The following is a 19,151-nucleotide window of genomic DNA, read 5'->3' as shown; positions in this document are numbered from 1 at the left end:
TATTAAAGGTGACGATTGCCAGGGAAAGGTTCGGCAAGAAGCACCAAGAGCCTCGCACCTGGGTGCGAAGCTCTCGGCGACTTGGGTGGACGAGACGCGACGGATCGAGTTACTTCGACTTCTTCAAGAAGAATTCGATTTTGTTGTCGCCAGCTTGAACGTCGATTTCACTAGGTTCGATTTGCAAACCGGTGAATGGGCTCGGAGCTTTGTTGGCGTTCTCGCGGGTATCTTCCGGCAGTGGAGCGCTGTAGCGAACCCGCTTCTTGCCCGGAACGACGCCGTCGGAATCGCCGTAGGTGCCGGCGCTGAACGTGCCGTCTTCGTTGATCCGAGCCGCGGCAGGCTTGCCAGTCATCTGGCTGTCGCCGCCGGCGATCGGAGTGAAGTCGATGGTGCCTTCTGTGACCGGTTGGCCGTCAAAGGTAACGGTGCCATGCACCGGTGCGGTATCGAAAGCGCCGCTAGGGCCGCAGCCCACGAGCGAGATAGTACTGAACAGAATCAGATGGAATAAAAGTATGCGATTCATCTTGCAAACATTCTCAACGGGATGAACAGGAATAACCACGAATTGACCAAGGCTAATGCAGAGGCGGCATCGGCCAAGGGCAACAAAACCTGCTCGAGCGGCGTACGACCGCTCGATGAAGGGAACGTTCGCTGACGGTCTTCGGCGAAGATGGTCGGCGATAGGCCGTGACAAGATCTTGCGAAGCTTGCCACGGCCAAATGGACTTAAAAGAAGTTGCGGTCAGGCGCCTGATTCCGCAGCGGCAATTAGTAGCCGCCGATAATCTGACCGTCGTTACGACCAGCCATGTAGCTGTAGATGTCGGTGTTGATGTTTTCGCTAACGAACTTGACCGAGCCATCGCAGAACACGAACTGAGCACCGCCTGGGTGTTGGCTTCCGAAGCTTTGGTCGGAAGCGTCGCCCAATCGACGGTTGATGTAGAACTGGCTGTTGGCCATACGGAGCACACCGCCCAGCCGACGCATCGCACAGCAGAAACCGTTAGCACCGGCCCAAATTGGGAAGCGAGTGTCGGTGACGTTGCTGGTAGTGACGTGTTCCGAAACGCTGACTTCGCCGATCGCGATCGTGTTGCTGGTACCGTCGGTGATGTCCGAGAAGCGACGCATCCAGGTTTCGGTGTTGTTGCCGTCGGCACCAAACACACCATTCTGCGACACGCCCCAGTAGTTGCGACCGAGCGAGCCTGGCGACTGGCCACCTTCCACGCCGGTGTTCCATGGGTAGGCACTTGGCATGTTAGGCGCGGTGCCACCATAGTTGGAGCCCATGCAGCCGAGGTAGTTGCTCTTGGCGTAACCGTTGTCTTCCTTCTCGGGCAAGACGTCGCTTGGGCAGACAAACGCCTGGATCAGCTGCGTCGCGCCACCTTGGCCAGCGACGGTGCCGCCCGTGTTAGCGTTGACCACGGCGGTTGGATTGGTGGTGCTGGTCGTGCTGTCGTAGGTATCGACATTGATGTGCGAGCCCGACTTGTAGACCAGGTATGCCGGTGGCGAGTTGGCGGCCACGCGGGTCGTCATCATCTGGTAGAGGTTGTCCTGCTCGATGTAAGGGAGCAGATAAACGGCCCAGCCCCAGTTATTCATGTCGTCATCGGTGGTGCCGACCGGGAAGGCGTTATAAGTGTCGTGGAAGTTGTGCATGGCCAGACCAAGCTGCTTCAGGTTGTTGGAGCAACTCATGCGTCGAGCTGCCTCGCGAGCCTGTTGCACAGCTGGCAGCAGCAATGCGATCAGAACGCCAATGATCGCAATGACCACTAGAAGTTCAACTAATGTAAAACCGGAACGTCGCGCACGGGACATGATGGGGAATCCTAGTCTTCAGAGTCGTAAAACGAACAAATTAAAACGACAATCTCCTTATTTTGTGATGGCTGTTGCTAACCGCTCAACGGATAGCAGAGCCCTGCTAATGATTTGCAAGAAAGCAGAAATTTGGCTGGTGCAAAATGCAAATCACCACCTGGGCCTGTGATAAAAATAAACAGGGAAATTTAGTTTGCTTGCGAAGACTCACGTGAAAACCGCTCTATTAAGAATGGTGGTAGTTTCCGTAGCCCATGAGCGGGAAACGTCACCGAATATCCGCCGTTGGCCAGCGGTAAATCGCCTTTGAGAGTGGCGGGTGAGCGATCGATAAGAAGCATTGCCGCCAGGCGTCGACGAAAAAAGGCAGACCAACTGGCCTGCCTCTTTTCAATTGTTTGGTTTGTGAGGACGCTGAATATTACTCAGCGTATTCCTTGGCGATCACGCATGCGTTGTGACCACCGAAGCCAAAGCTGTTGCTCATCGTGTAGCAGACCTTGCGGTTCTTCGCTTCGTTCGGCGTGTAGTCGAGATCGCAAGCAGGGTCTGGGTTCTTCAGGTTGATGGTCGGCGGAATAATGCCTTCGTTGATCGCCTTAACGCAGGCAATCAGTTCGATACCACCACTGGCACCCAGCGAGTGGCCGAGCGAGCTCTTGGTGCTCGAGACGGCCAGCTTGTAAGCATGGTCGCCGAAGACGGTCTTCACGGCGATGGTCTCGGCCTTGTCGCCAGGAGGCGTGCTGGTGCCGTGAGCATTGATGTAGTCGATCATTTCCGGGGCCAGCTTGGCGTCGTTCAGCGCGTTTTGCATCGCACGAGCAGCACCGCGGCCTTCAGGATCTGGCGAAGTGATATGACCACCATCGCCGCTGCAACCGAAGCCGACCATTTCGGCCAGAATGTTCGCACCGCGAGCCTTGGCATGTTCGAGTTCTTCGAGCACGACAACACCGGCACCTTCGGCCATCACAAAACCATCGCGATCGATATCGAATGGCCGGCTGGCACGGGTTGGATCGTCGTTACGCATCGAGAGTGCCTTCATGTTCGAGAAGGCGCTGATGCCCATCGGCGTGATACCTGCTTCGGTACCGCCCGAGATGACGACGTCCGCTTCGTCGTATTGAATTGCTTTGATGGCGTCGCCCAAGGCGTTGGTGGCACTGGCACAAGCAGTGGCGACCGTGAAGTTCGGTCCACGCAGTCCATAGCGGATCGAGAGGTTACCACCGGCGGCATTGAGCATGAGGCGCGGAATCGTCATCGGGGAGACGCGATCGGCACCCTTGGTCAGCAGCTTTTCGGTCTGCTCTTCAATGGTGGCGATGCCGCCCACGCCCGAGCCGAGAATCACGCCGCAGCGGTAAGAGTCTTCCTGTGAGAAATCGAGGCCGGAGTTTTTCACGGCGTCGATTCCAGCGACCATTGCAAATTGCGAGAAGCGATCGAGACGCTTCTGCTCCTTCGAGTCGATGTACTCGTCTGGCGCCCAGTCACCAATATCGGCGGCGAATTTTACCTTGAATCGGGAAGAATCCAGGATAGTAATTTCATGGATACCGCTCTCTCCCGCAATCAACTTGGACCAGAACTGATCCAGTTGGCAGCTTAGCGAGGAGACAACTCCCATTCCGGTAACGACAACACGACGCTTCATGATTCTATGAACGCTAGAGTACTGGCGGGAAGGATTTGATGAGCCAATTAGGAATTCTTGGCTTCTTCCAGGTAGTCAATCGCCTGGCCGACGGTTTCAATCTTATCCGCGGAATCTTCCGGGATGTCGATATCAAATTCTTCTTCCAATTCCATGACCAGTTCGACCATGTCCAAGGAGTCGGCACCCAGGTCGTTCACGAAGGAACTTTCACGGGAAACCTTTTCCTTATCGACACCAAGCTGGCTCGCAACAATTTCGATTACACGCTCTTCAACCGACACGACGTGTCCTCCGTTTTGGGGCAAAGAGACCGATAAGCTCGGTCCTCTATGGTGACCTAAGTTGATTTTTTATGAAGTTTCAAGCTCAACAAGATAGATGACCCAAGTAAAACGGGTCAAGGTGGACACCACCCGATCCATCTTAAATTTCCGGAAAGACGCTCTTAGTGAAAATACATTGTCTAAGTCAATGTCACTAAAGGCGTTTCCACGGTTTGCTAGCCCGTCATACCGCCGTCGACAGTCAGAACCTGACCGGTGACGTAGGCAGCATGGTCGCTGGCCAGGAACAGGACCGCATCGGCGATCTCGGTTGGTTGGCCCATGCGTTTGGCTGGAATGCGTTTCTTGACTTCGTCTTCGACTGCCGGGCCCAGGGCCTTGGTCATGTCCGATTCAATGAAGCCGGGGCAGATGGCGTTGATAGTCACCTTACGGCCTGCCAGTTCACGGCTCAGGCTGCGGGTGAAGCCGATCATGCCAGCTTTGGATGCGGAGTAGTTCGTCTGGCCCGGGTTGCCCATGATGCCCGAGACGCTGCTGATGTTGATGATACGGCCGAAGCGAGCTCGCATCATGTATTTCGAAGCGGCTCGCGAGAACAGGAACATGCCACGCAGGTTCGTGTTGATGACCGTATCCCATTCTTCGTCGGTCATGCGAGGAAGCAAGTTGTCGCGGGTCACGCCAGCGTTGTTCACCAGGATGTCGACCTTGCCCCAGTCGTCCGCGATCTTGTCGATCAGCTGTTCAACGCTTTCACGCGAGGTGACGTCGCAAGGGAAGGCTTCGGCTTCACCGCCTGCTTCCTTGATGGTGGCGACGGTCTGGGCCAGCTTGTCGACACTACGGGCGACACAGGCGACCTTGGCACCACGCAGACCTAGGCCAATGGCGATCTGCTGACCAATGCCCTGCGAAGCGCCGGTGACGACGGCCACTTTGCCGCTCAAATCAACAGGGAGTGCGTTCCAGACAGTGTCGCTCATGGGAATCTAGCCTAACTAAGTTGGTTCAGTGAGGGGTGGTTAGTTGGTGAGAGAGCTTTAGGCTTCCACGCCGGTGAAAGCCACTTTGCGATTGATTCGCTTCATCAGGCCACGCAGCACCTTGCCGGCACCGATTTCGTAAAATTCGTCGAAGCCTTGATCGAGCAGGTATCGCATCGAGTGTTCCCAGCGGACCTGCGAGCAGACCTGTTGCTGGAGCAGCGATCGGATCTCTTCTGGATCGTCGTGCGGCTGGGCGTCGACATTGGAGATGACCGGGATCTTCGGGGCACTCAGCGTGACGTTCGCCAGAGCGGCGGTCAGCTTTTCGACGGCGGGACGCATGATCTCGGTGTGGAAAGCGCCGGCGACGGCCAAAGGGATGACCTTCATGGCACCGCTCTTTTCGGCGATCTCGGCAGCTCGCTCGCACGCAGCGTTGGTGCCAGAGACGACGATGTTGCCTGGGCAAAGCAAGTTGGCGATTTGCAGAATGCCATCTTCGCGAGCTTCGTCGCAGATCTTTTCGACGGCATCTTGTTCCAGGCCAAGAATGCTCACCATGCCGCTTGGAACGGCATCGGAAGCGGCCTGCATCGCTTCGCCACGTACCTGAACAACCTTCAGGGCGTCCTCGAATTCCATCACGCCAGCGAACACCATGGCGGTGTATTCACCCAGGCTGAGGCCTGCGGTCGCTTCGGCCGATAGTAGAACGTCTGGCGTCTGGTCGCGCAGTTGTGCTAATGCAGCAATGCTGGTGACAAACAGCGCGGGCTGGCTATGAACGGTCGAATCGAGCTTTTCAGCCGGACCTTCAAAGCAAACCGCAGCCAGGTCGTAGCCAAGGATTTCGTTCGCTCGATCGAAGTATTCCTTCGCGGCCGGCAACGTGTCGTAGAGGGACTTCCCCATTCCGACGGTCTGTGCGCCTTGTCCAGGAAATAGGAATGCGATCTTGCTCATCGCGTGCGTGTCCTTCTATCGATCCGGCTTCGAAGACGACAGACCGCTGGTCGAGGTCTGCCCGTACGGAGCTACTGCACTCCGTTCGCGCATTGTCCCAGCGGTCTACAGCGTTTGGAAGGCCGGGTTGTGTTACTCGGCGGCTTCGTTCGAAGGAATCACATTGCGGCCCATGTAGTGACCACATTCTGGGCACACAACATGGGTCGGAAGGGCCACGCGAACACGGCGTTCGTGCAAGCAGTTCGGGCAGAGCGTGAGCTGCTTGCCCTTCAGGCCATCGTGAGCACGACGCATGCCGGTGCGGGAATTCGACTGTTTTCTCTTAGGTACTGCCATGACCGTGGTTCCAAGAGGTGATAGCAACGACGTAAGCCGATTGCTGGCCTCATTTTAGTGCCCCCGCAGGCCATAGAGGATAACGTTGATCCTGGGGCCCAAGGAGCAGAAGTCCGAGGAAAGCCTCACTAGTGGAGGCACAATATGCCGGGGGAAACGCGAAATGATACTGGCATTCGCTAGAACCGTCAATAAGCCCCGCCCTTTGAGCGATTTACAATTTTTCTTATTGACGACGAACACCTAACTCCGCAAAATGGTAGCGAACTGAGACTTGATATCAATTTGAACTTTGTCGATAGCACTCTCACCATCTATGGCCTACCCCACCGAGCAAGTGGTCGAAACGATTTCGACCGGAGAACGCGACCGGACCCTCGTCGTGAACTGTTCCGACCGAGAGGGTCAGGCATTCGTGGAAATTCGTCAGCAAAGCTATGGCGGTGCACGCGTTGGCTGGTTTACCCAGTCCAGCGTTCAAGTTGCCCCTGAATCGCTCGCTGCCCTGCGTACCGCACTAGGTATCGCAAGTGCTTTGCCTGAAATCATTTCCGCAAAACGCGAACGGGTCACCCTGAAGGTAACCCGTACGGAAGAAAACTCGTATGTTTCGGGCCGCATCACCAATTCAACTCCGCCAGCTCTGCGTGTATGGCATGCGGAATCGGCGTAAGAGACGGGTATTGTTCCGGTAAGTGCCTGGGGATTACCTGGGTATCACCGGAACAATACCTGCGCGTTTCTCTTGTGCGGTCAGCGGCTTCTAGCCGGCCTTCGTGGCGCTGCCACCCTTGGCCTGGGCTGCGACAGCGGGGTCCTTCAGGATCATCGTGAACTGGTCGACGCCGTCTTGCTCTTCCAGCAAGATTTCTTCCAGCAGAACCACCAGCGGGCGATTCTTGCCGTCAGCCATCGACAGCACTTCTTGGTACAGCTGAACTGCTTTCGATTCGAATTCCAGGGCGTTCTGCAGCATTTCGTAGAGGTCGTCCGTTTGCTTGACCTGATTACGTTCGATCGTTGGAACGCCGCCCAGGGCAGCGATCTTCTGGCCAATGGTGCGGGCGTGGCCGAACGATTCCTTGGCGCTTTCCAGGAAGATCTCGTTGTAGACTTCTCGCCAAAGTCCGGTCACCACGAAGGCGGCCTGCGAGTACTGAGCCACGCCGGTCCACTCGTGCTTCAGAATTTCGTTCAACTTATCAATCACTGCCTGATCCATTGTCTTGTCCTTTTCATTCTGGCAAAAAGAGCGTCTTGTTTGCTCTTTGGATGGGTGCGTTATCACCGATAGGCAACGGTATGTTGCGGGGAGATTAACGGTGCAAATCGCGAGCCTGAACGACTGGTTGGCGGTAGCTACATCATCGTGTGCAGTCTCAACTTGTCTCCGAATGGTACCACCGGTATCGGGAAAATCTACCGGGTACTAACCCTATACGTGGCTGTTACTTGCATTTTGTGCCAAAAGATAGTCACTCTCAAGAAGCGATCTTGTTGAGACAGCAGTTATGGCAATTGGGTCTCAACAGTGCCCACTGGCAGACCTCCGGCAAGCCGAAACAACCTGGGGTGACGCCTAGGCCTCCCCAAGGATTTATGGCCAATCGGCGGCCTGATCTCATTTCGTCCGAAACACTTGCCGGGAGGCAGGGTTGGGTTCCCAGGACCTTCGATTCGGATTGGCCGAATTTAGAGGAATAGGGTAGGAATCGGGAGGATCGTTCTATCGCCGCCCTGGGCAGGTGGCCTAAAATTCATCCGATTTTTAGGAAGCGAGCAGCGCGGCAGATGTCGTTTCCTGGATGAAGGGGTTCTTTCCTCCACGAACGGTTACGAAATAAAGCGAGATATTTAGATGCGTTGTTTTGCGTTGCTGGTTGGTGCCACGCTGGTTGCCGGCCTCTCTTGGAAGACTGTAGAAGCAAACGACTGGCCTCAGTGGCAAGGTAACCACCGGGATGCCATCTCTCAGGAAAAGGGGCTGCTGAAGGCCTGGCCGGCCGATGGACCGAAACTAGCCTGGCGAGTAACCGAGCTTGGTGGTGGCGACAGTACTCCATCGATCGCCGATGGAAGAATCTTCGGCATGAGCAACCGCGGCTCGGATGAAATTGTGTGGGCTCTGTCGGAAGAGACTGGCAAAGAACTGTGGATCTCGAAGCTGGGCGCAGCCTATCAGCAAGGGATGCCACAGTCGAAAGAAGGTCCCGGCGGCACGCCAACCGTCGATGGCGACCTGATGTATGTCATGGGCATGGCTGGTAACGTCGCTTGCTTGAAGGTTGCCGATGGCGAGATCGTATGGCAACGCGATCTGAAGACCGAATACGACGGTGCGATTCCGCCGTGGAGCTATCGCGAGTCGCCGCTGGTTGATGGCAACAAGGTGATCTTCACGCCAGGCGGAAAGGGAGCCACGATCGTCGCGTTGAATAAGATGACCGGTGAAACGATCTGGGAATCGAAGACCAGCGAGGAAGAGCCACAGCCAGCCGCGGAAGAACGTCTTCGTGAAGAAAATGGCCCACGCGAAGGTCGTCGCCGTGGTCCTGGTGGCCCGCGTCCCGATGCGGCATACTCATCGGCAATTGCTCTCGACGTCGATGGCAAGCGTCAGTATGTGCAGTTTACCTCCAAGGCTTTGGTGGGTGTCGATGCCGAGGATGGTGACGTTTTGTGGACCTACGATCGACCAGCTAACCGCATGGGGATTAACTGCTCGACGCCGATCTATCACGATGGTCTCGTTTTCGCTGCTTCCGCTTATGGCAATGGTGGTGGCGCCGTGAAGTTGAACAAGAAGTCGGACGGCACATTCGACGCCGAAGAAGTCTACTTCACCTCGAACATGCAGAACCATCACGGCGGCATGATCGTCGTCGACGACTGCTTATATGGTGCCAACGGTGGCAACGGGGGCGGTTTTCTGTCGTGCCTCGACTTCAAGACTGGCGATGTCCTGTGGCGTGAACGTCGCGCTCCGAAGGGAGCCCTCGCGATGGCAGATGGTCTGCTTTACCTGCGAAGTGAAGAAGGTACCGTGGTGCTGATTCAGCCGAACAAAGAAGAGTACGTCGAACTCGGCCGCTTCGAGCAGCCTGATCGCACCGACAAGCCTGCTTGGGCTCACCCCGTGATCGCCAATGGCAAGCTATACATACGCGATCACGACTTACTGCTGTGCTACGACATCTCGGCCAACTAAGGCCTCGAAGTCGAAACTAGCATCCGGCAAACGCCTGAGATTGTCCACGAAGATCGACGACGGGAGATTCCGTCGTCGATCTTTTTTTGCGCCCTCCCCTGCCCCATGTTCGCGATTGCATTCCGGCGGCTATTTCCTTTGGCATCGGCGTTCATTACGATGATTTGAAAGAAATATGAGAAAGCATGAAAGAGGAATGCAATGAGTTACGTCATGGTAGACGTCGAATCGGATGGGCCGATTCCAGGAGATTACTCCATGGTTTGCTTCGGGGCCGTGCTGGTCGAGCCAGGTCTGAAGCGAACCTTCTACGGGCAACTGAAACCGATCTCTGACCGGTGGATCCCCGACGCACTAGCCGTATCTGGCTTCACACGCGAGCAAACATTAGCCTTCGATAAACCAGCCGTAGTAATGCAACAATTCGCCGACTGGCTCAAGGCAGAGAGCGACGGCCGCGTGATGTTCATCTCCGATAACAACGGCTTCGACTGGCAATTTATCAATTGGTATTTTCATCACTTTCTGCAGAAGAACCCGTTTGGATTTAGCTCCAGCAATCTCGGTTCGCTCTACAAGGGGTTGGTCAACGATACCTTTAAGAACTTCAAACATCTCCGCCGCACGCGGCACACGCACCATCCGGTTGACGATGCCAAAGGAAATGCGGAAGCATTGTTAGCGATGAAGGCAGACATGGGATTGAAGATTCGTCTATAAACCCGGAGTGGATGGTCATCAGACGGCCAGACTCGACGGTTGTAGCACGAAAGCGAACAGATCGTGACCACTTGAAAACGACACGATCCACCCAGCCCGAACGACCCGATGTTCGGCATGCGGCAAGGCGTAAATGCCCTTGAAGGAGGGGTTGGGCGGTTCCGGTTGAACTACCTTTGGGCAGGTTTTCTCTTGCTAGAGCATCAAAGGGCGGTTCAATGAGGTGGAACATGACGATTCGACGACAGTTGCAATTGTTGCTGATCGTGACGATTTTCCCGCTGTTTCTCTTCGCCTGGTGGCAGGTCAAAGGGAACTGGGATACCTATGTCAGCGCGAGTCGCACGCCAGAGATCGTCGACGTCACCAATTACTTGGGCGACCTGACTCACGAACTGCAAAAGGAACGTGGGATGAGCGCTGGCTTCCTGGCCAGCAAGGGCTCGGCGTTCTCAAGCGAACTGAAAGATCAGCGACTGCTAACCGACAAGGTAATCGCGGAGTTGCCCAACGTCTTGGCGTTAGGTGAGCGGCATAGACTAATTACCGCGGAAGATGCGACGAGGATCAATCAGGCCGTCGACGACGTGAAGAAGGCTCGGCTTGATGTGAATGCCATGTCCCCTGCACCGCCAATCCTGGCGACGTACACCGGCTGCATCAATCAGAACCTGAACCAGGCGATTCGGTGTTCTGAATCGGTCACCGATGGCGAACTAGTTCGGATCCTGATCGCTGCCCAGTCACTGGCATTTGCCAAAGAATTCGCCGGCCTCGAACGTGCCCGTGTCTCTCAGGCACTGGGAAGTAAGAAGGCCGATAAGAAGTTGCGGCATACCATCGCTGAACTCAAGCGTGCCCAGGAAGAGCACTTGCGTCACTTCGATTCGCTGGTCTCTTCCGAGCTACGCGAGATGTTGGCTAACGCCGCCCAAGCGGAACATGCCCAGCGAGCCGCCGAGATCTCCGGCATCGTAGTCGCCTCGAACGACAGTGATCAATTCCACATTAATCCGTCCGAATGGTGGAGAGTTCAAACGGCCCGACTCGGTGACTATCGTGCGATTCAGATGGAGCAAGGCAACCAAATCAAGACGCGTGCTTCCGAGATCGCTAATTCAGCATTCTTCAAGTTTCTCTCGATGCTCCTGATTTCTGGTTCTGTGCTGCTGGCAGGTATCGGTCTGGGGCTCTACTCGACACATTCGATCACATCGGGCACGAAGAAACTCGTTCACGCCATTCGTGATATTGCGACCGGAAAGGCATCGTTCGATACGCGATTGCCGGAGGGTGACCATGAACTGGGGCAGATCGCGACGAGCTTCAATCAGGTGCTCGAACGTCTGACCGAAGCAGGCAAGATCTGCGCCGGCAGTGCGACAACATTGGCTGCTTCGGGCGAACAGTTGACCGCCGAAGCGGAGTCGATCAAACGAGACCTGACCAAGTCGCGGGACCGCAGCGAAGTGATCACGAAGGACGTCGCGCGGATGTTCGAGAAGATCCAAGAGGCGTCGTCGTCGATTCGTTCCGTAACCAATTCGCTGACCGACGCTTCCTCGTCGATTCAAAACCTGGTCAACGTGATGGAGAACGCGACACAGCATGCCAACGAGGTATCGTCGGCGACCCAGTCCGCATCGAAGATCGTGTCGGACAATTCGAATAACTTCGATCGGTTGGTGACCGCCGCGTCCGAAATTGGTGATGTGGTGGGACTCATCAAGCAGATCGCAGAGCAAACCAATCTGCTTAGCTTGAATGCCACGATTGAAGCGAGCCGGGCCGGCGAGGCAGGCAAAGGCTTTGCGGTGGTAGCGACCGAAGTGAAAGACCTGGCCAACCAGACCGCGTCGGCCATTCAAACCGTCGAGCAGCGAATTGCCGCGATCCAACAGACGACACGAATTTCGACCGAGTCGACCAAGCAAGTCGTTTCACTGTTCGAAAACCTGCTGGGCACGACCAACGAACTGGCCGAGTTGACCGCGCAGCAAGGAAGAAGTGCCGCCTCGCTTTGCAGTGAGGTGGAAGGTGTCGTGCGTCGCTCGACAGAAGCCCGAGCGAGCATGGATAGCTCTGTGGAAGAAACCGACGCTATCAATCGCGAGTTGGCATCGATCGACAGTCTGTTGGAAGACTCGGTCCATGGCATCATGAACACTTACGATGCGAGTCTTGCGCTCAGCGAGTTGGCATGCAACATGAAAGAGAAGATGGACGGCATGTTGTTCGCCGATGCGGTGCCGCTGGCGGTCAAGCCTGATTTCGAGCATCTCCGTGAAGAGATGAATCATAGGGAAGAGCACTCGACCGACGAGCCGCGACAAGCGAACGATTCGGCCGAGGAAGAGCATCCATCGCAAGAGCCGGTGCTGGTCTAAGTGACCAGTATCGCGTCTCTAATTTACTCGACGGCAACAGGCGGTTCCTTTCTCGCTTTGCGCAGCAGGCAGATCGGAACCGCTTTTCTTTTCAGCCATTTAAACACTAGCGTATGTTGGCGGCCGGTCATCTTTGCGCAAAAGGCTCAGCATCGCCAATTCTTAACCCGGAATGCTGCTTCGTGGTTAGGTTCCCCCCGGTGTCACGCTTTAGGTGCTAAGCTTCCGTGGATACCCGAAAAAACTCGCCTGGCGTGGTCGCTCGCCCGCATTCAAATGGGGGCGGTGATAAAGCAGGCAGGTCGTCGCGGGGATGAATCTGTCGAAACTTTCGTTGTGTTCGCAATGTTGCGATCGATACAATCGACACAATAAACAGTTACAAATTGGGGGAAGAACATCATGGCTGAAAAGAAGCATCCAAACGTAACCTGGCTCTACATCATGGGCATTTTGACGGTCCTGATGGGAATGATTTCGGTCAGTTCGCCATTGATCGCCGGCACGGCAGTCGTTTACATCGTGGGCGCGGTGATGCTGATCGCCGGTATCGCTCAGATCGCCAGCGGCATGCAGGCCGAAGGTCTCTCGCACAAGCTAATGCCACTGGTCCTCGGCATCGTGACGGTGCTGGGTGGTATCTCGGCCCTGCTGCATCCAATTCTGGGCCTGACCATCCTGACGTTCTTCCTGGCTGCTTACTTCCTGGCCGAAGGTGTCTGGAAGATTATCGCCGCCTTCAGCTATCGTCCGGCAACCGGTTGGTTGGCCATGCTGCTCAGCGGTGTGATCACCTGGGTTCTGGGCGCGATGATTCTGACCCAGTGGCCTTACTCGGGCCTATGGGCCATCGGCGTGCTGGTGGGCGTGAACTTGATCTTCACCGGCTTTGCTTTGATCAGCGTTGCCGCCACGGTCGGTCAGATTCTGGACAAAGTCGAAGACAAGATCAGCGAAGCCGCTTCTTCCGACAAGGCTGCCCACGCCTAAGCCGCTTCATGGCTTCAAGACTGACAAAGAAAAACAGCCGCTACCCGAACCCGGGGCAGCGGCTGTTTTTTTGTGGACACCTAGGACAATCGAGCGATCAAGCTGCATGATCGTTCAATCTCGTTGGTGCCGCCTCTTGGGCGAAGTGGACCATCGCCCGGTAACCAAACCCCAGGAATGCCACCAGGGTGATCAATTGAACTGCCAGGAAAACCGGTTCGCTTTGCGTCGGAGCCAAGGCATGCAAAACCGGGATCTTCTGAAATGACTGCACGATCAAGACGACCACATTCAAGTACAGCGAGAAGATCGCCGTCACGATGTAAGTGGCTCGCCAGCCGCCTCGCAGGTGCTTCGCATACAACGCCACCGTCGCCAAGGATAAGGCGATCAGGCTGAGCACACCAAACACGATGCCTGGCGTGACCTTGGTAATGGGAAACAGGAAACCGGACAGGCTGGTTAAGATCGTCGTGACCAGGAAAACGGCCGTCCAGCGAGGATACGGCCGATTCACCGTCATTCCATAAAAAGCGACCAGTCCGGCCGCGATGGCTACCAAGCTGATGATCACATGAGACAATGTGAGCGTTGTCATTTTCCGATTTCCTTAAGTAAGGGACGTTGCTTAATGGTTATCGGGTTGGATGACAGACAGATCGGTATAGTTTCGCGAATTCCGGGCTGGTCAAAGTTTGTACTCGTGGCCATAGTTCGGCCACCACATTCGGTGATCAAGCTGCCAGGAGCCACAGCCCTTTATGGCGATTCAGCCGAAGTGTCGAGGCGCGACGGAGGCAGTTTGATCGAGGATTAATTGAGGGAATTGTATGGGGAGCCTGAAAACATGACGTTGACTCGAGGGCGTGCTTAGAAATGAGACCTATTCAGGCCAACGGCATATCGAAGGGAAAAGCCTGCGTAAAAGCGAGCTTCTACGCAGGCTTTGGGGGAGGACGCATGATAGGGCGTTGGGTAGCCCCTTAAATTGTCTGCGTGATTGCTTGATCACGTTCATCGACTTCCACGTTGTCGGCAAAAGCGAACAACGCGTATTGATTCAACTGGGCGAATTGAGCCGCGTGGATCCAGTCCAGAATCTTGGCACCGATGGCCTGCGTGGTCACGATCTCGACGCGGAGCAAACCTTCGCCGTTGTACGGATCGCCTGTCACGGCATGTCGGCCTTTGCCTTCGACTTCCAGATAGTGGTAGCAGGCAGCGCCCAACACTTCGATCTGATCGAAGATTAAGTCTTTCAGCGCGGCGTCGTGCACAATCGTAATGCGCCGCGCGACTTTGGTAGTAATCATGGATATGGTTCCTTGTTATGTTTGCAGTTAAGTCGTTGCGAATCTTCCGTGGGCTGAACTAAGCGATCGGGAACCACTGGATGATGTGCTGGGCGATTTCGATGTAGATCGGAATGCCAAGCGTCACGTTCCAGGTGAAGGTCAGACCGAGCGAAGCCGCAAGTGGCAACGTCGGGCTGGCTTCTGGAATCGCAATTCGTTGAACCGCGGGAACCGCGATATACGAAGCAGCACCACACAGCACCGCAAACAAAGCATACGTACCAGGTTCAAACGCGTGACCCAGAACCATGCTGTAACCATGCAGGGCAACCATCCCGAACGTGGCGAACAGCACTGGGGCCAGCACGCCGAACAGGATGAAACCGAAGCCGGCCGTCTTGAGATCGCTCAGACGCTGACAAGCGGTAATGCCCATTTCCAACAGGAACAAGCACAAGGCACCTTTGAATAGCACCAGGAACAAGTTGTTCGGGCCTTCGACCACATGCGGGTCAACGATCGCCTGGCGACCGCTGATGAAGCCGACGATGATACCGCCAAACAACATGTACAAGCCTGGGTTGAGGAAGACTTCATGCAGAAGCTTCAAGTTCAAGGCGCTCTTATGAGCTGGAGCGACGGCAGCACCGACGCTCTTGGCGACTAGTTCGCCATGATGCTCGTGCGTTTCGGCGTTTTCCGAAACGTCTTGAGCAGCCGGCGAAGTCACGGTCATGGCATGAGCGTCGCCCATGTAGCCCGGCTCGTCCGGCATGTTACCGAGTTTGTCCATACCGCTTCGACGCAGACGCGAAACGAGGAACAAACCAACCAGACAGCCTGGAATTTCCATGACGGCCAACATGACCGGCATATAGCTGTCGTGCAACAAATTCAATGTTGCCAGGATGCCCAAGCAGGTCACAAAGGTGCCTGCTGAGTCTGATCCATAATAGGAACCGACGGTCACCGCATCGATCCGGCGCATCGGGGTGAAAGTCCGCAACATCCACGTCGCGCACAACCCGATGATACCATTCACGATGAACCCCACTGCGGCCAACCCGCCGGCGACCGCCAGTTCCGATGATGGCAATTCAGCCATCAGTTCGCCACCATGCCAGCCGATTGCGACCAGCAGGTATATGGTTAAGCTCTGGTACAGAGCCTTAGGAAACTCGAAGGGAACGCGAAGCAGTGGAATCGCGAAACCCATGAAGAAGAACAGCAACAAAGGCTGGAACAAGTTCGTAACGAAGTTGTTCATCACCGAGGCCAGCATGCCGGCGTGGGCTGCTTCGTGATGAATCGAAAGCCGCAAAATGCCGTGCGCTTCAGCCAAGCGAATCTTTTCCAACTGCCCGCCGTTGACGAGCAGTCCGACGACGCGAGTCGGAAAAACTTCTGGTTGTTCGTGTCCATGCTCGACCACCACCGGAGCGTCTTCCGCTTCTTCAGGTGGGGGCGTCTGGTTCTCGCTGCCTGGGACACGCTCGACCGAATGAACGAAGACGTGTTTCAGGATCGTTTCCGAATGAGCACCGCCGCCATGGAGGGTCGCCAGCGAAACGTCAACCGCTTCACCAGGCTTCAGTTCGTCGGGATGAGCCACTTCGACTATTGCCTTGAATACACGACTGCCAATGGGACGCGTCTTCAGGTCGTCGGACTTTTCCTGCTTGTCTGCCTTCGGAGCCGCGACTTCCACTTTGGAGTCTTTCGGCTGCAACGACTGGCCGATAATAACCGGGCTCGGTCCATTGTTTTCGTGCTGACCAAACGCATAATCCGTCGCTGCCGTGGTCATCATGACCACCGCACCAATCAGCGCCGCGCCGACCATGTTTCGCATCGAAAACAGTCGGGGCGCACCGGATGCGTCTGCTTGAAAAAGCTTGCGCATGCTACACCTGTTAAGTTGATAAATGGGTTGGACTTTGGCGCTTCATGCAGGGCACTCCCGTAGGAACACTCGTGAAGTCCTGTACAGCAGTGGGAGGGTGTAAGCGGTGACCCACAACGCAGGAATGCAGACAGTAGGTGGAGGCTACGTTATGCGTTCGAGCGAGCTAGGCGTGTAAACCGCGCGGCTTCAAACAATTGATGGGCAAGATGGGTGCAGAGAACCGGTGTAATTAGACAGCCGGCGGCCCACGTAGGAGAGAAACGGTGTGGAGCTGGATCGAATTAACAGGCTGACGGTCATCGAGGACCGGAATTGCCGCTACTTCGAAGCTTGGCACGACCCACGTCGGGGACAATGCAAACAGCTGGAGTTCGACCTTACCTTCGGCTTCAAACTCCGACACCTCGGCCTGTCCACTGTCTTGAGCATGTGGACTGGTCGGTTTGCCCGTGCGGCCAAAGTCGGTTTGCAACAAACCGCCCACAACCCACAGAGCATAAAACACAACGAGAAACGCCCGAAACGGCGTAATGTTGTTCGAGAGATTTGCTTCAAACTCTCGCCAGCGACGCGAAGCACCCGCCAAAACCCGTGCTGGGCTTGGCTGAGCCGAATCGTCCTGAGTGTGCTGGGAGGACATCGAAGACCGTTCCTTGCGAACGAAAACAGAGTCAAGTTGAAGCAAATATTACCTTGCCAGATTGCGAAATGCAAGCTCTCTTGGTTTTGATAATCGGTAAATCCAGACGGAAGCTTTGGTAAGAAAATACATGTTTTTCAGAGAGTTCGCAGCGTTGGCCATTAGCGGAAACCCATTCGCCTGATAGCCCAAAGCGATGGTATCGAGTTTGCCCTAAGGTGTTTCCAACCGGCGACCACCGCCGCGGCAGTGCGGGTTCTCGCGGATCGAACGACGTTTTCATAAAATGCGGGGCTTCCAGACACCTTCGTTCGCTAATCGAGAGTTTCCCATGCGGTACATCATTCTGGTCGAGCAGAAAAAGAAGGCTCCGGCCATGTTCACCGCCCCGGTCGCAGAGGACGACGCCGACTATCTGCGTCGTGCGATTGACACCATGCTGCCGCTGTCGGCCGAAGACTACATGCAAGGTCCGGCGGCCATCTTGCACATGCTCGCTCGCTACAGCTATGTCCTGGTCGACAAAGACGTCTATTGGTGCGTCGAGTGGACGCCTGGGATGATTGTCATTCGCTTCTCGCCCAACGGAGAGATGGCGTGGACTGCCATTCGAAGTCCGGTGCCAGACTTTGGTGGCCGCACTGCGATGAAGGAAGAAAAAGAAGCGTACGATCCCGACGCACCGAACCATCAGGTCAACCTCGTGTTCGAGCCTTGGACCGCTCAGTTCGACGAAGAAGATCGTCAAGCGAAGTGCTTCCAGCCCGCCGACGCCCAGACGGAAGAAGCCTTCGAGGCCGCGCTGGCATCGGTGAACGAGATCGGCGACCAGATTGAGTCGAAGTATGGCAACGATCTGGAAGCGTGGGTTTATCGAGGCGAAGAGCAAGTCGTCAAAATGGTTGGCGAAGGCGTTCGCCTTGATGACGGCGAATAAGCGTTAGAACGGCACCGCGACTTGAGCGACCAGGTCCGTGATCGTTTCGCGGTTCTGGTTCATGTTGCTGGTCGAGCGGGCCGAGAGAACTGGCATGGCGACATGCTGCACATCGTCGGCCGTCACAAACGATCTTCCTTTTAGGAACGCCCAGGCCTGCGAACAACGAAGCCACTGCAGAACACCTCGCGGGCTGACATGCCCTGTGAATGTGGCATCGCTCGACAACGCTTCGGCCAGGTCGGCCATATAGCTCAACAGCATCTCGCCCGTTTCGATTGCCGCCGCACACTGTTGCAGTTGCAACAACTGAGCCCGATCGAGTACGGCGTCGCTCGATTCCTGGAAACCTTCCAGCACGCCGCCTCGCGATTTCATCAATCCGATCAGACTTTCGCGATCGGGATTGCCAATGCTGATCTTCATCGAAAATCGATCCATCTGCGCTTCCGGCAGTGGAAACGTGCCATGCAGTTCCTCTGGGTTTTGCGTGGCGATCACGAAAAAGGTGTCGGACAAGCGATAGGTATGGTTATCGATGGTGACCTGGTGTTCGGCCATCGCTTCCAGTAACGCACTTTGGGTGCGTGGCGTCGCGCGATTGATTTCGTCGGCCAGGACCACATCGGCGAAGACCGGACCTTGATGGAACTCGAACTGCGAGATCTGCTGGTTGTAGATGTTGAAGCCGGTCACGTCCCCAGGCAGAAGATCTGGGGTGCATTGCACTCGTGAAAAGCTCCCGCCGATCGCTTCGGCCAGTGCTTTGGCGAGCGTCGTTTTGCCGAGCCCTGGCAGGTCTTCAATCAAGATGTTGCCGCGAGCCAGCAAACAGGCCAGCACCAGTTCGACCGTTTCTGGCTTGCCTCGCAAGTGATCGTTCAGCCGACTACGCAGTCGATCGAGAACGCCGGCGGCATCGAAGTCGAGTTCCATGGAGGTGGTTGCCTGATCGCTGGATGAAGCCACGCTTCGGTCC

At 55.7% G+C, this 19,151-nt stretch carries 19 protein-coding genes; 6 read left to right on the top strand and 13 right to left on the bottom strand.

Annotation, left to right across the window (positions count from 1 at the left end; all coding sequences use genetic code 11):
* Positions 1–109: 109 nt before the first annotated feature.
* From ABD890_RS04680 to rpmF, 7 genes are all read right to left on the bottom strand, one after another.
* Complete coding sequence (locus tag ABD890_RS04680) at positions 110–532, bottom strand: hypothetical protein (RefSeq protein ID WP_345086373.1); 423 nt, start codon at positions 530–532, stop codon at positions 110–112.
* A 248-nt stretch (positions 533–780) separates the two neighbouring features.
* The gene (locus tag ABD890_RS04675) at positions 781–1,845 is read right to left on the bottom strand and encodes a DUF1559 family PulG-like putative transporter (RefSeq protein ID WP_345086370.1); all 1,065 of its coding nucleotides are present in this window, start codon (positions 1,843–1,845) and stop codon (positions 781–783) included.
* 424 nt (positions 1,846–2,269) lie between these two features.
* Entirely contained in the window at positions 2,270–3,511 is a 1,242-nt protein-coding gene (fabF, locus tag ABD890_RS04670) for a beta-ketoacyl-ACP synthase II (RefSeq protein ID WP_345086369.1), read from the bottom strand.
* Between the two features lie 47 nt (positions 3,512–3,558).
* Entirely contained in the window at positions 3,559–3,819 is a 261-nt protein-coding gene (acpP, locus tag ABD890_RS04665) for an acyl carrier protein (RefSeq protein ID WP_345086367.1), read from the bottom strand.
* Positions 3,820–4,013: 194 nt separating this feature from the next.
* On the bottom strand, positions 4,014–4,784 hold the full coding sequence (gene fabG, locus ABD890_RS04660) for a 3-oxoacyl-[acyl-carrier-protein] reductase (protein WP_345086365.1): 771 nt from the start codon (positions 4,782–4,784) through the stop codon (positions 4,014–4,016).
* 57 nt (positions 4,785–4,841) lie between these two features.
* Positions 4,842–5,750 (bottom strand): ACP S-malonyltransferase, encoded by a 909-nt coding sequence (fabD, locus tag ABD890_RS04655; protein WP_345086363.1) that lies wholly within the window; start codon positions 5,748–5,750, stop codon positions 4,842–4,844.
* Between the two features lie 132 nt (positions 5,751–5,882).
* Complete coding sequence (gene rpmF / locus ABD890_RS04650; RefSeq protein ID WP_345086361.1) at positions 5,883–6,089, bottom strand: 50S ribosomal protein L32; 207 nt, start codon at positions 6,087–6,089, stop codon at positions 5,883–5,885.
* A 316-nt stretch (positions 6,090–6,405) separates the two neighbouring features.
* Between rpmF and ABD890_RS04645 the strand changes: the two genes are divergently transcribed.
* Positions 6,406–6,762 carry a hypothetical protein gene (locus ABD890_RS04645; protein ID WP_345086359.1) on the top strand — a complete coding sequence of 119 codons (357 nt, stop codon included), beginning with the start codon at positions 6,406–6,408 and terminating at the stop codon, positions 6,760–6,762.
* Positions 6,763–6,852: 90 nt separating this feature from the next.
* On the opposite strand, the gene ABD890_RS04640 is transcribed toward ABD890_RS04645, so the two are convergent.
* Positions 6,853–7,299 (bottom strand): ferritin-like domain-containing protein, encoded by a 447-nt coding sequence (locus ABD890_RS04640; protein WP_345086357.1) that lies wholly within the window; start codon positions 7,297–7,299, stop codon positions 6,853–6,855.
* Between the two features lie 648 nt (positions 7,300–7,947).
* Here ABD890_RS04640 and ABD890_RS04635 point away from each other — a divergent pair.
* The 4 genes from ABD890_RS04635 (at position 7,948) to ABD890_RS04620 (ending at position 13,394) form a co-directional block, all read left to right on the top strand.
* Positions 7,948–9,297, top strand: coding sequence for a PQQ-binding-like beta-propeller repeat protein (locus ABD890_RS04635; protein ID WP_345086355.1), 1,350 nt, complete (start codon positions 7,948–7,950; stop codon positions 9,295–9,297).
* Between the two features lie 201 nt (positions 9,298–9,498).
* Positions 9,499–10,017 carry a 3'-5' exonuclease gene (locus tag ABD890_RS04630; RefSeq protein ID WP_345086353.1) on the top strand — a complete coding sequence of 173 codons (519 nt, stop codon included), beginning with the start codon at positions 9,499–9,501 and terminating at the stop codon, positions 10,015–10,017.
* 230 nt (positions 10,018–10,247) lie between these two features.
* Positions 10,248–12,404: a methyl-accepting chemotaxis protein gene (locus ABD890_RS04625; protein ID WP_345086352.1), complete on the top strand. Its 2,157-nt coding sequence runs from the start codon at positions 10,248–10,250 to the stop codon at positions 12,402–12,404.
* Between the two features lie 402 nt (positions 12,405–12,806).
* Entirely contained in the window at positions 12,807–13,394 is a 588-nt protein-coding gene (locus ABD890_RS04620) for an HdeD family acid-resistance protein (protein WP_345086350.1), read from the top strand.
* Positions 13,395–13,491: 97 nt separating this feature from the next.
* Here ABD890_RS04620 and ABD890_RS04615 read toward each other — a convergent pair whose 3' ends face one another.
* From ABD890_RS04615 to ABD890_RS04600, 4 genes are all read right to left on the bottom strand, one after another.
* Positions 13,492–13,992: a hypothetical protein gene (locus ABD890_RS04615; RefSeq protein WP_345086348.1), complete on the bottom strand. Its 501-nt coding sequence runs from the start codon at positions 13,990–13,992 to the stop codon at positions 13,492–13,494.
* 385 nt (positions 13,993–14,377) lie between these two features.
* Positions 14,378–14,707: a P-II family nitrogen regulator gene (locus ABD890_RS04610; RefSeq protein ID WP_345086347.1), complete on the bottom strand. Its 330-nt coding sequence runs from the start codon at positions 14,705–14,707 to the stop codon at positions 14,378–14,380.
* A 58-nt stretch (positions 14,708–14,765) separates the two neighbouring features.
* Positions 14,766–16,592: a sodium-dependent bicarbonate transport family permease gene (locus ABD890_RS04605; RefSeq protein ID WP_345086345.1), complete on the bottom strand. Its 1,827-nt coding sequence runs from the start codon at positions 16,590–16,592 to the stop codon at positions 14,766–14,768.
* 232 nt (positions 16,593–16,824) lie between these two features.
* Positions 16,825–17,235, bottom strand: coding sequence for a hypothetical protein (locus ABD890_RS04600; RefSeq protein ID WP_345086343.1), 411 nt, complete (start codon positions 17,233–17,235; stop codon positions 16,825–16,827).
* A 331-nt stretch (positions 17,236–17,566) separates the two neighbouring features.
* Between ABD890_RS04600 and ABD890_RS04595 the strand changes: the two genes are divergently transcribed.
* Positions 17,567–18,172: a hypothetical protein gene (locus tag ABD890_RS04595; protein WP_345086341.1), complete on the top strand. Its 606-nt coding sequence runs from the start codon at positions 17,567–17,569 to the stop codon at positions 18,170–18,172.
* A 3-nt stretch (positions 18,173–18,175) separates the two neighbouring features.
* Here ABD890_RS04595 and ABD890_RS04590 read toward each other — a convergent pair whose 3' ends face one another.
* A complete protein-coding gene (locus tag ABD890_RS04590; protein ID WP_345086339.1) occupies positions 18,176–19,141 on the bottom strand; it encodes an AAA family ATPase in 966 nt (321 codons plus the stop codon).
* Positions 19,142–19,151 lie beyond the last annotated feature (10 nt).

This window comes from Bremerella cremea (assembly GCF_039541315.1).
Taxonomy (GTDB): domain Bacteria; phylum Planctomycetota; class Planctomycetia; order Pirellulales; family Pirellulaceae; genus Bremerella; species Bremerella cremea.
The sequence above is the reverse complement of the archived record's forward strand: the minus strand, read 5'-3'. Positions and strand labels throughout refer to the sequence as shown.

Bases quoted from the DNA above. Each gene is read 5' to 3' on its own strand.
- ABD890_RS04615 (WP_345086348.1), bottom strand. From the start codon at position 13,992: ATGACAACGCTCACATTGTCTCATGTGATCATCAGCTTGGTAGCCATC.
- ABD890_RS04645 (WP_345086359.1), top strand. From the start codon at position 6,406: ATGGCCTACCCCACCGAGCAAGTGGTCGAAACGATTTCGACCGGAGAA.
- ABD890_RS04675 (WP_345086370.1), bottom strand. From the start codon at position 1,845: ATGTCCCGTGCGCGACGTTCCGGTTTTACATTAGTTGAACTTCTAGTG.
- ABD890_RS04605 (WP_345086345.1), bottom strand. From the start codon at position 16,592: ATGCGCAAGCTTTTTCAAGCAGACGCATCCGGTGCGCCCCGACTGTTT.
- fabD (WP_345086363.1), bottom strand. From the start codon at position 5,750: ATGAGCAAGATCGCATTCCTATTTCCTGGACAAGGCGCACAGACCGTC.
- ABD890_RS04630 (WP_345086353.1), top strand. From the start codon at position 9,499: ATGAGTTACGTCATGGTAGACGTCGAATCGGATGGGCCGATTCCAGGA.
- ABD890_RS04635 (WP_345086355.1), top strand. From the start codon at position 7,948: ATGCGTTGTTTTGCGTTGCTGGTTGGTGCCACGCTGGTTGCCGGCCTC.
- ABD890_RS04620 (WP_345086350.1), top strand. From the start codon at position 12,807: ATGGCTGAAAAGAAGCATCCAAACGTAACCTGGCTCTACATCATGGGC.
- ABD890_RS04610 (WP_345086347.1), bottom strand. From the start codon at position 14,707: ATGATTACTACCAAAGTCGCGCGGCGCATTACGATTGTGCACGACGCC.
- ABD890_RS04625 (WP_345086352.1), top strand. From the start codon at position 10,248: ATGACGATTCGACGACAGTTGCAATTGTTGCTGATCGTGACGATTTTC.
- ABD890_RS04600 (WP_345086343.1), bottom strand. From the start codon at position 17,235: ATGTCCTCCCAGCACACTCAGGACGATTCGGCTCAGCCAAGCCCAGCA.
- fabG (WP_345086365.1), bottom strand. From the start codon at position 4,784: ATGAGCGACACTGTCTGGAACGCACTCCCTGTTGATTTGAGCGGCAAA.
- ABD890_RS04680 (WP_345086373.1), bottom strand. From the start codon at position 532: ATGAATCGCATACTTTTATTCCATCTGATTCTGTTCAGTACTATCTCG.
- ABD890_RS04595 (WP_345086341.1), top strand. From the start codon at position 17,567: ATGCGGTACATCATTCTGGTCGAGCAGAAAAAGAAGGCTCCGGCCATG.
- fabF (WP_345086369.1), bottom strand. From the start codon at position 3,511: ATGAAGCGTCGTGTTGTCGTTACCGGAATGGGAGTTGTCTCCTCGCTA.
- rpmF (WP_345086361.1), bottom strand. From the start codon at position 6,089: ATGGCAGTACCTAAGAGAAAACAGTCGAATTCCCGCACCGGCATGCGT.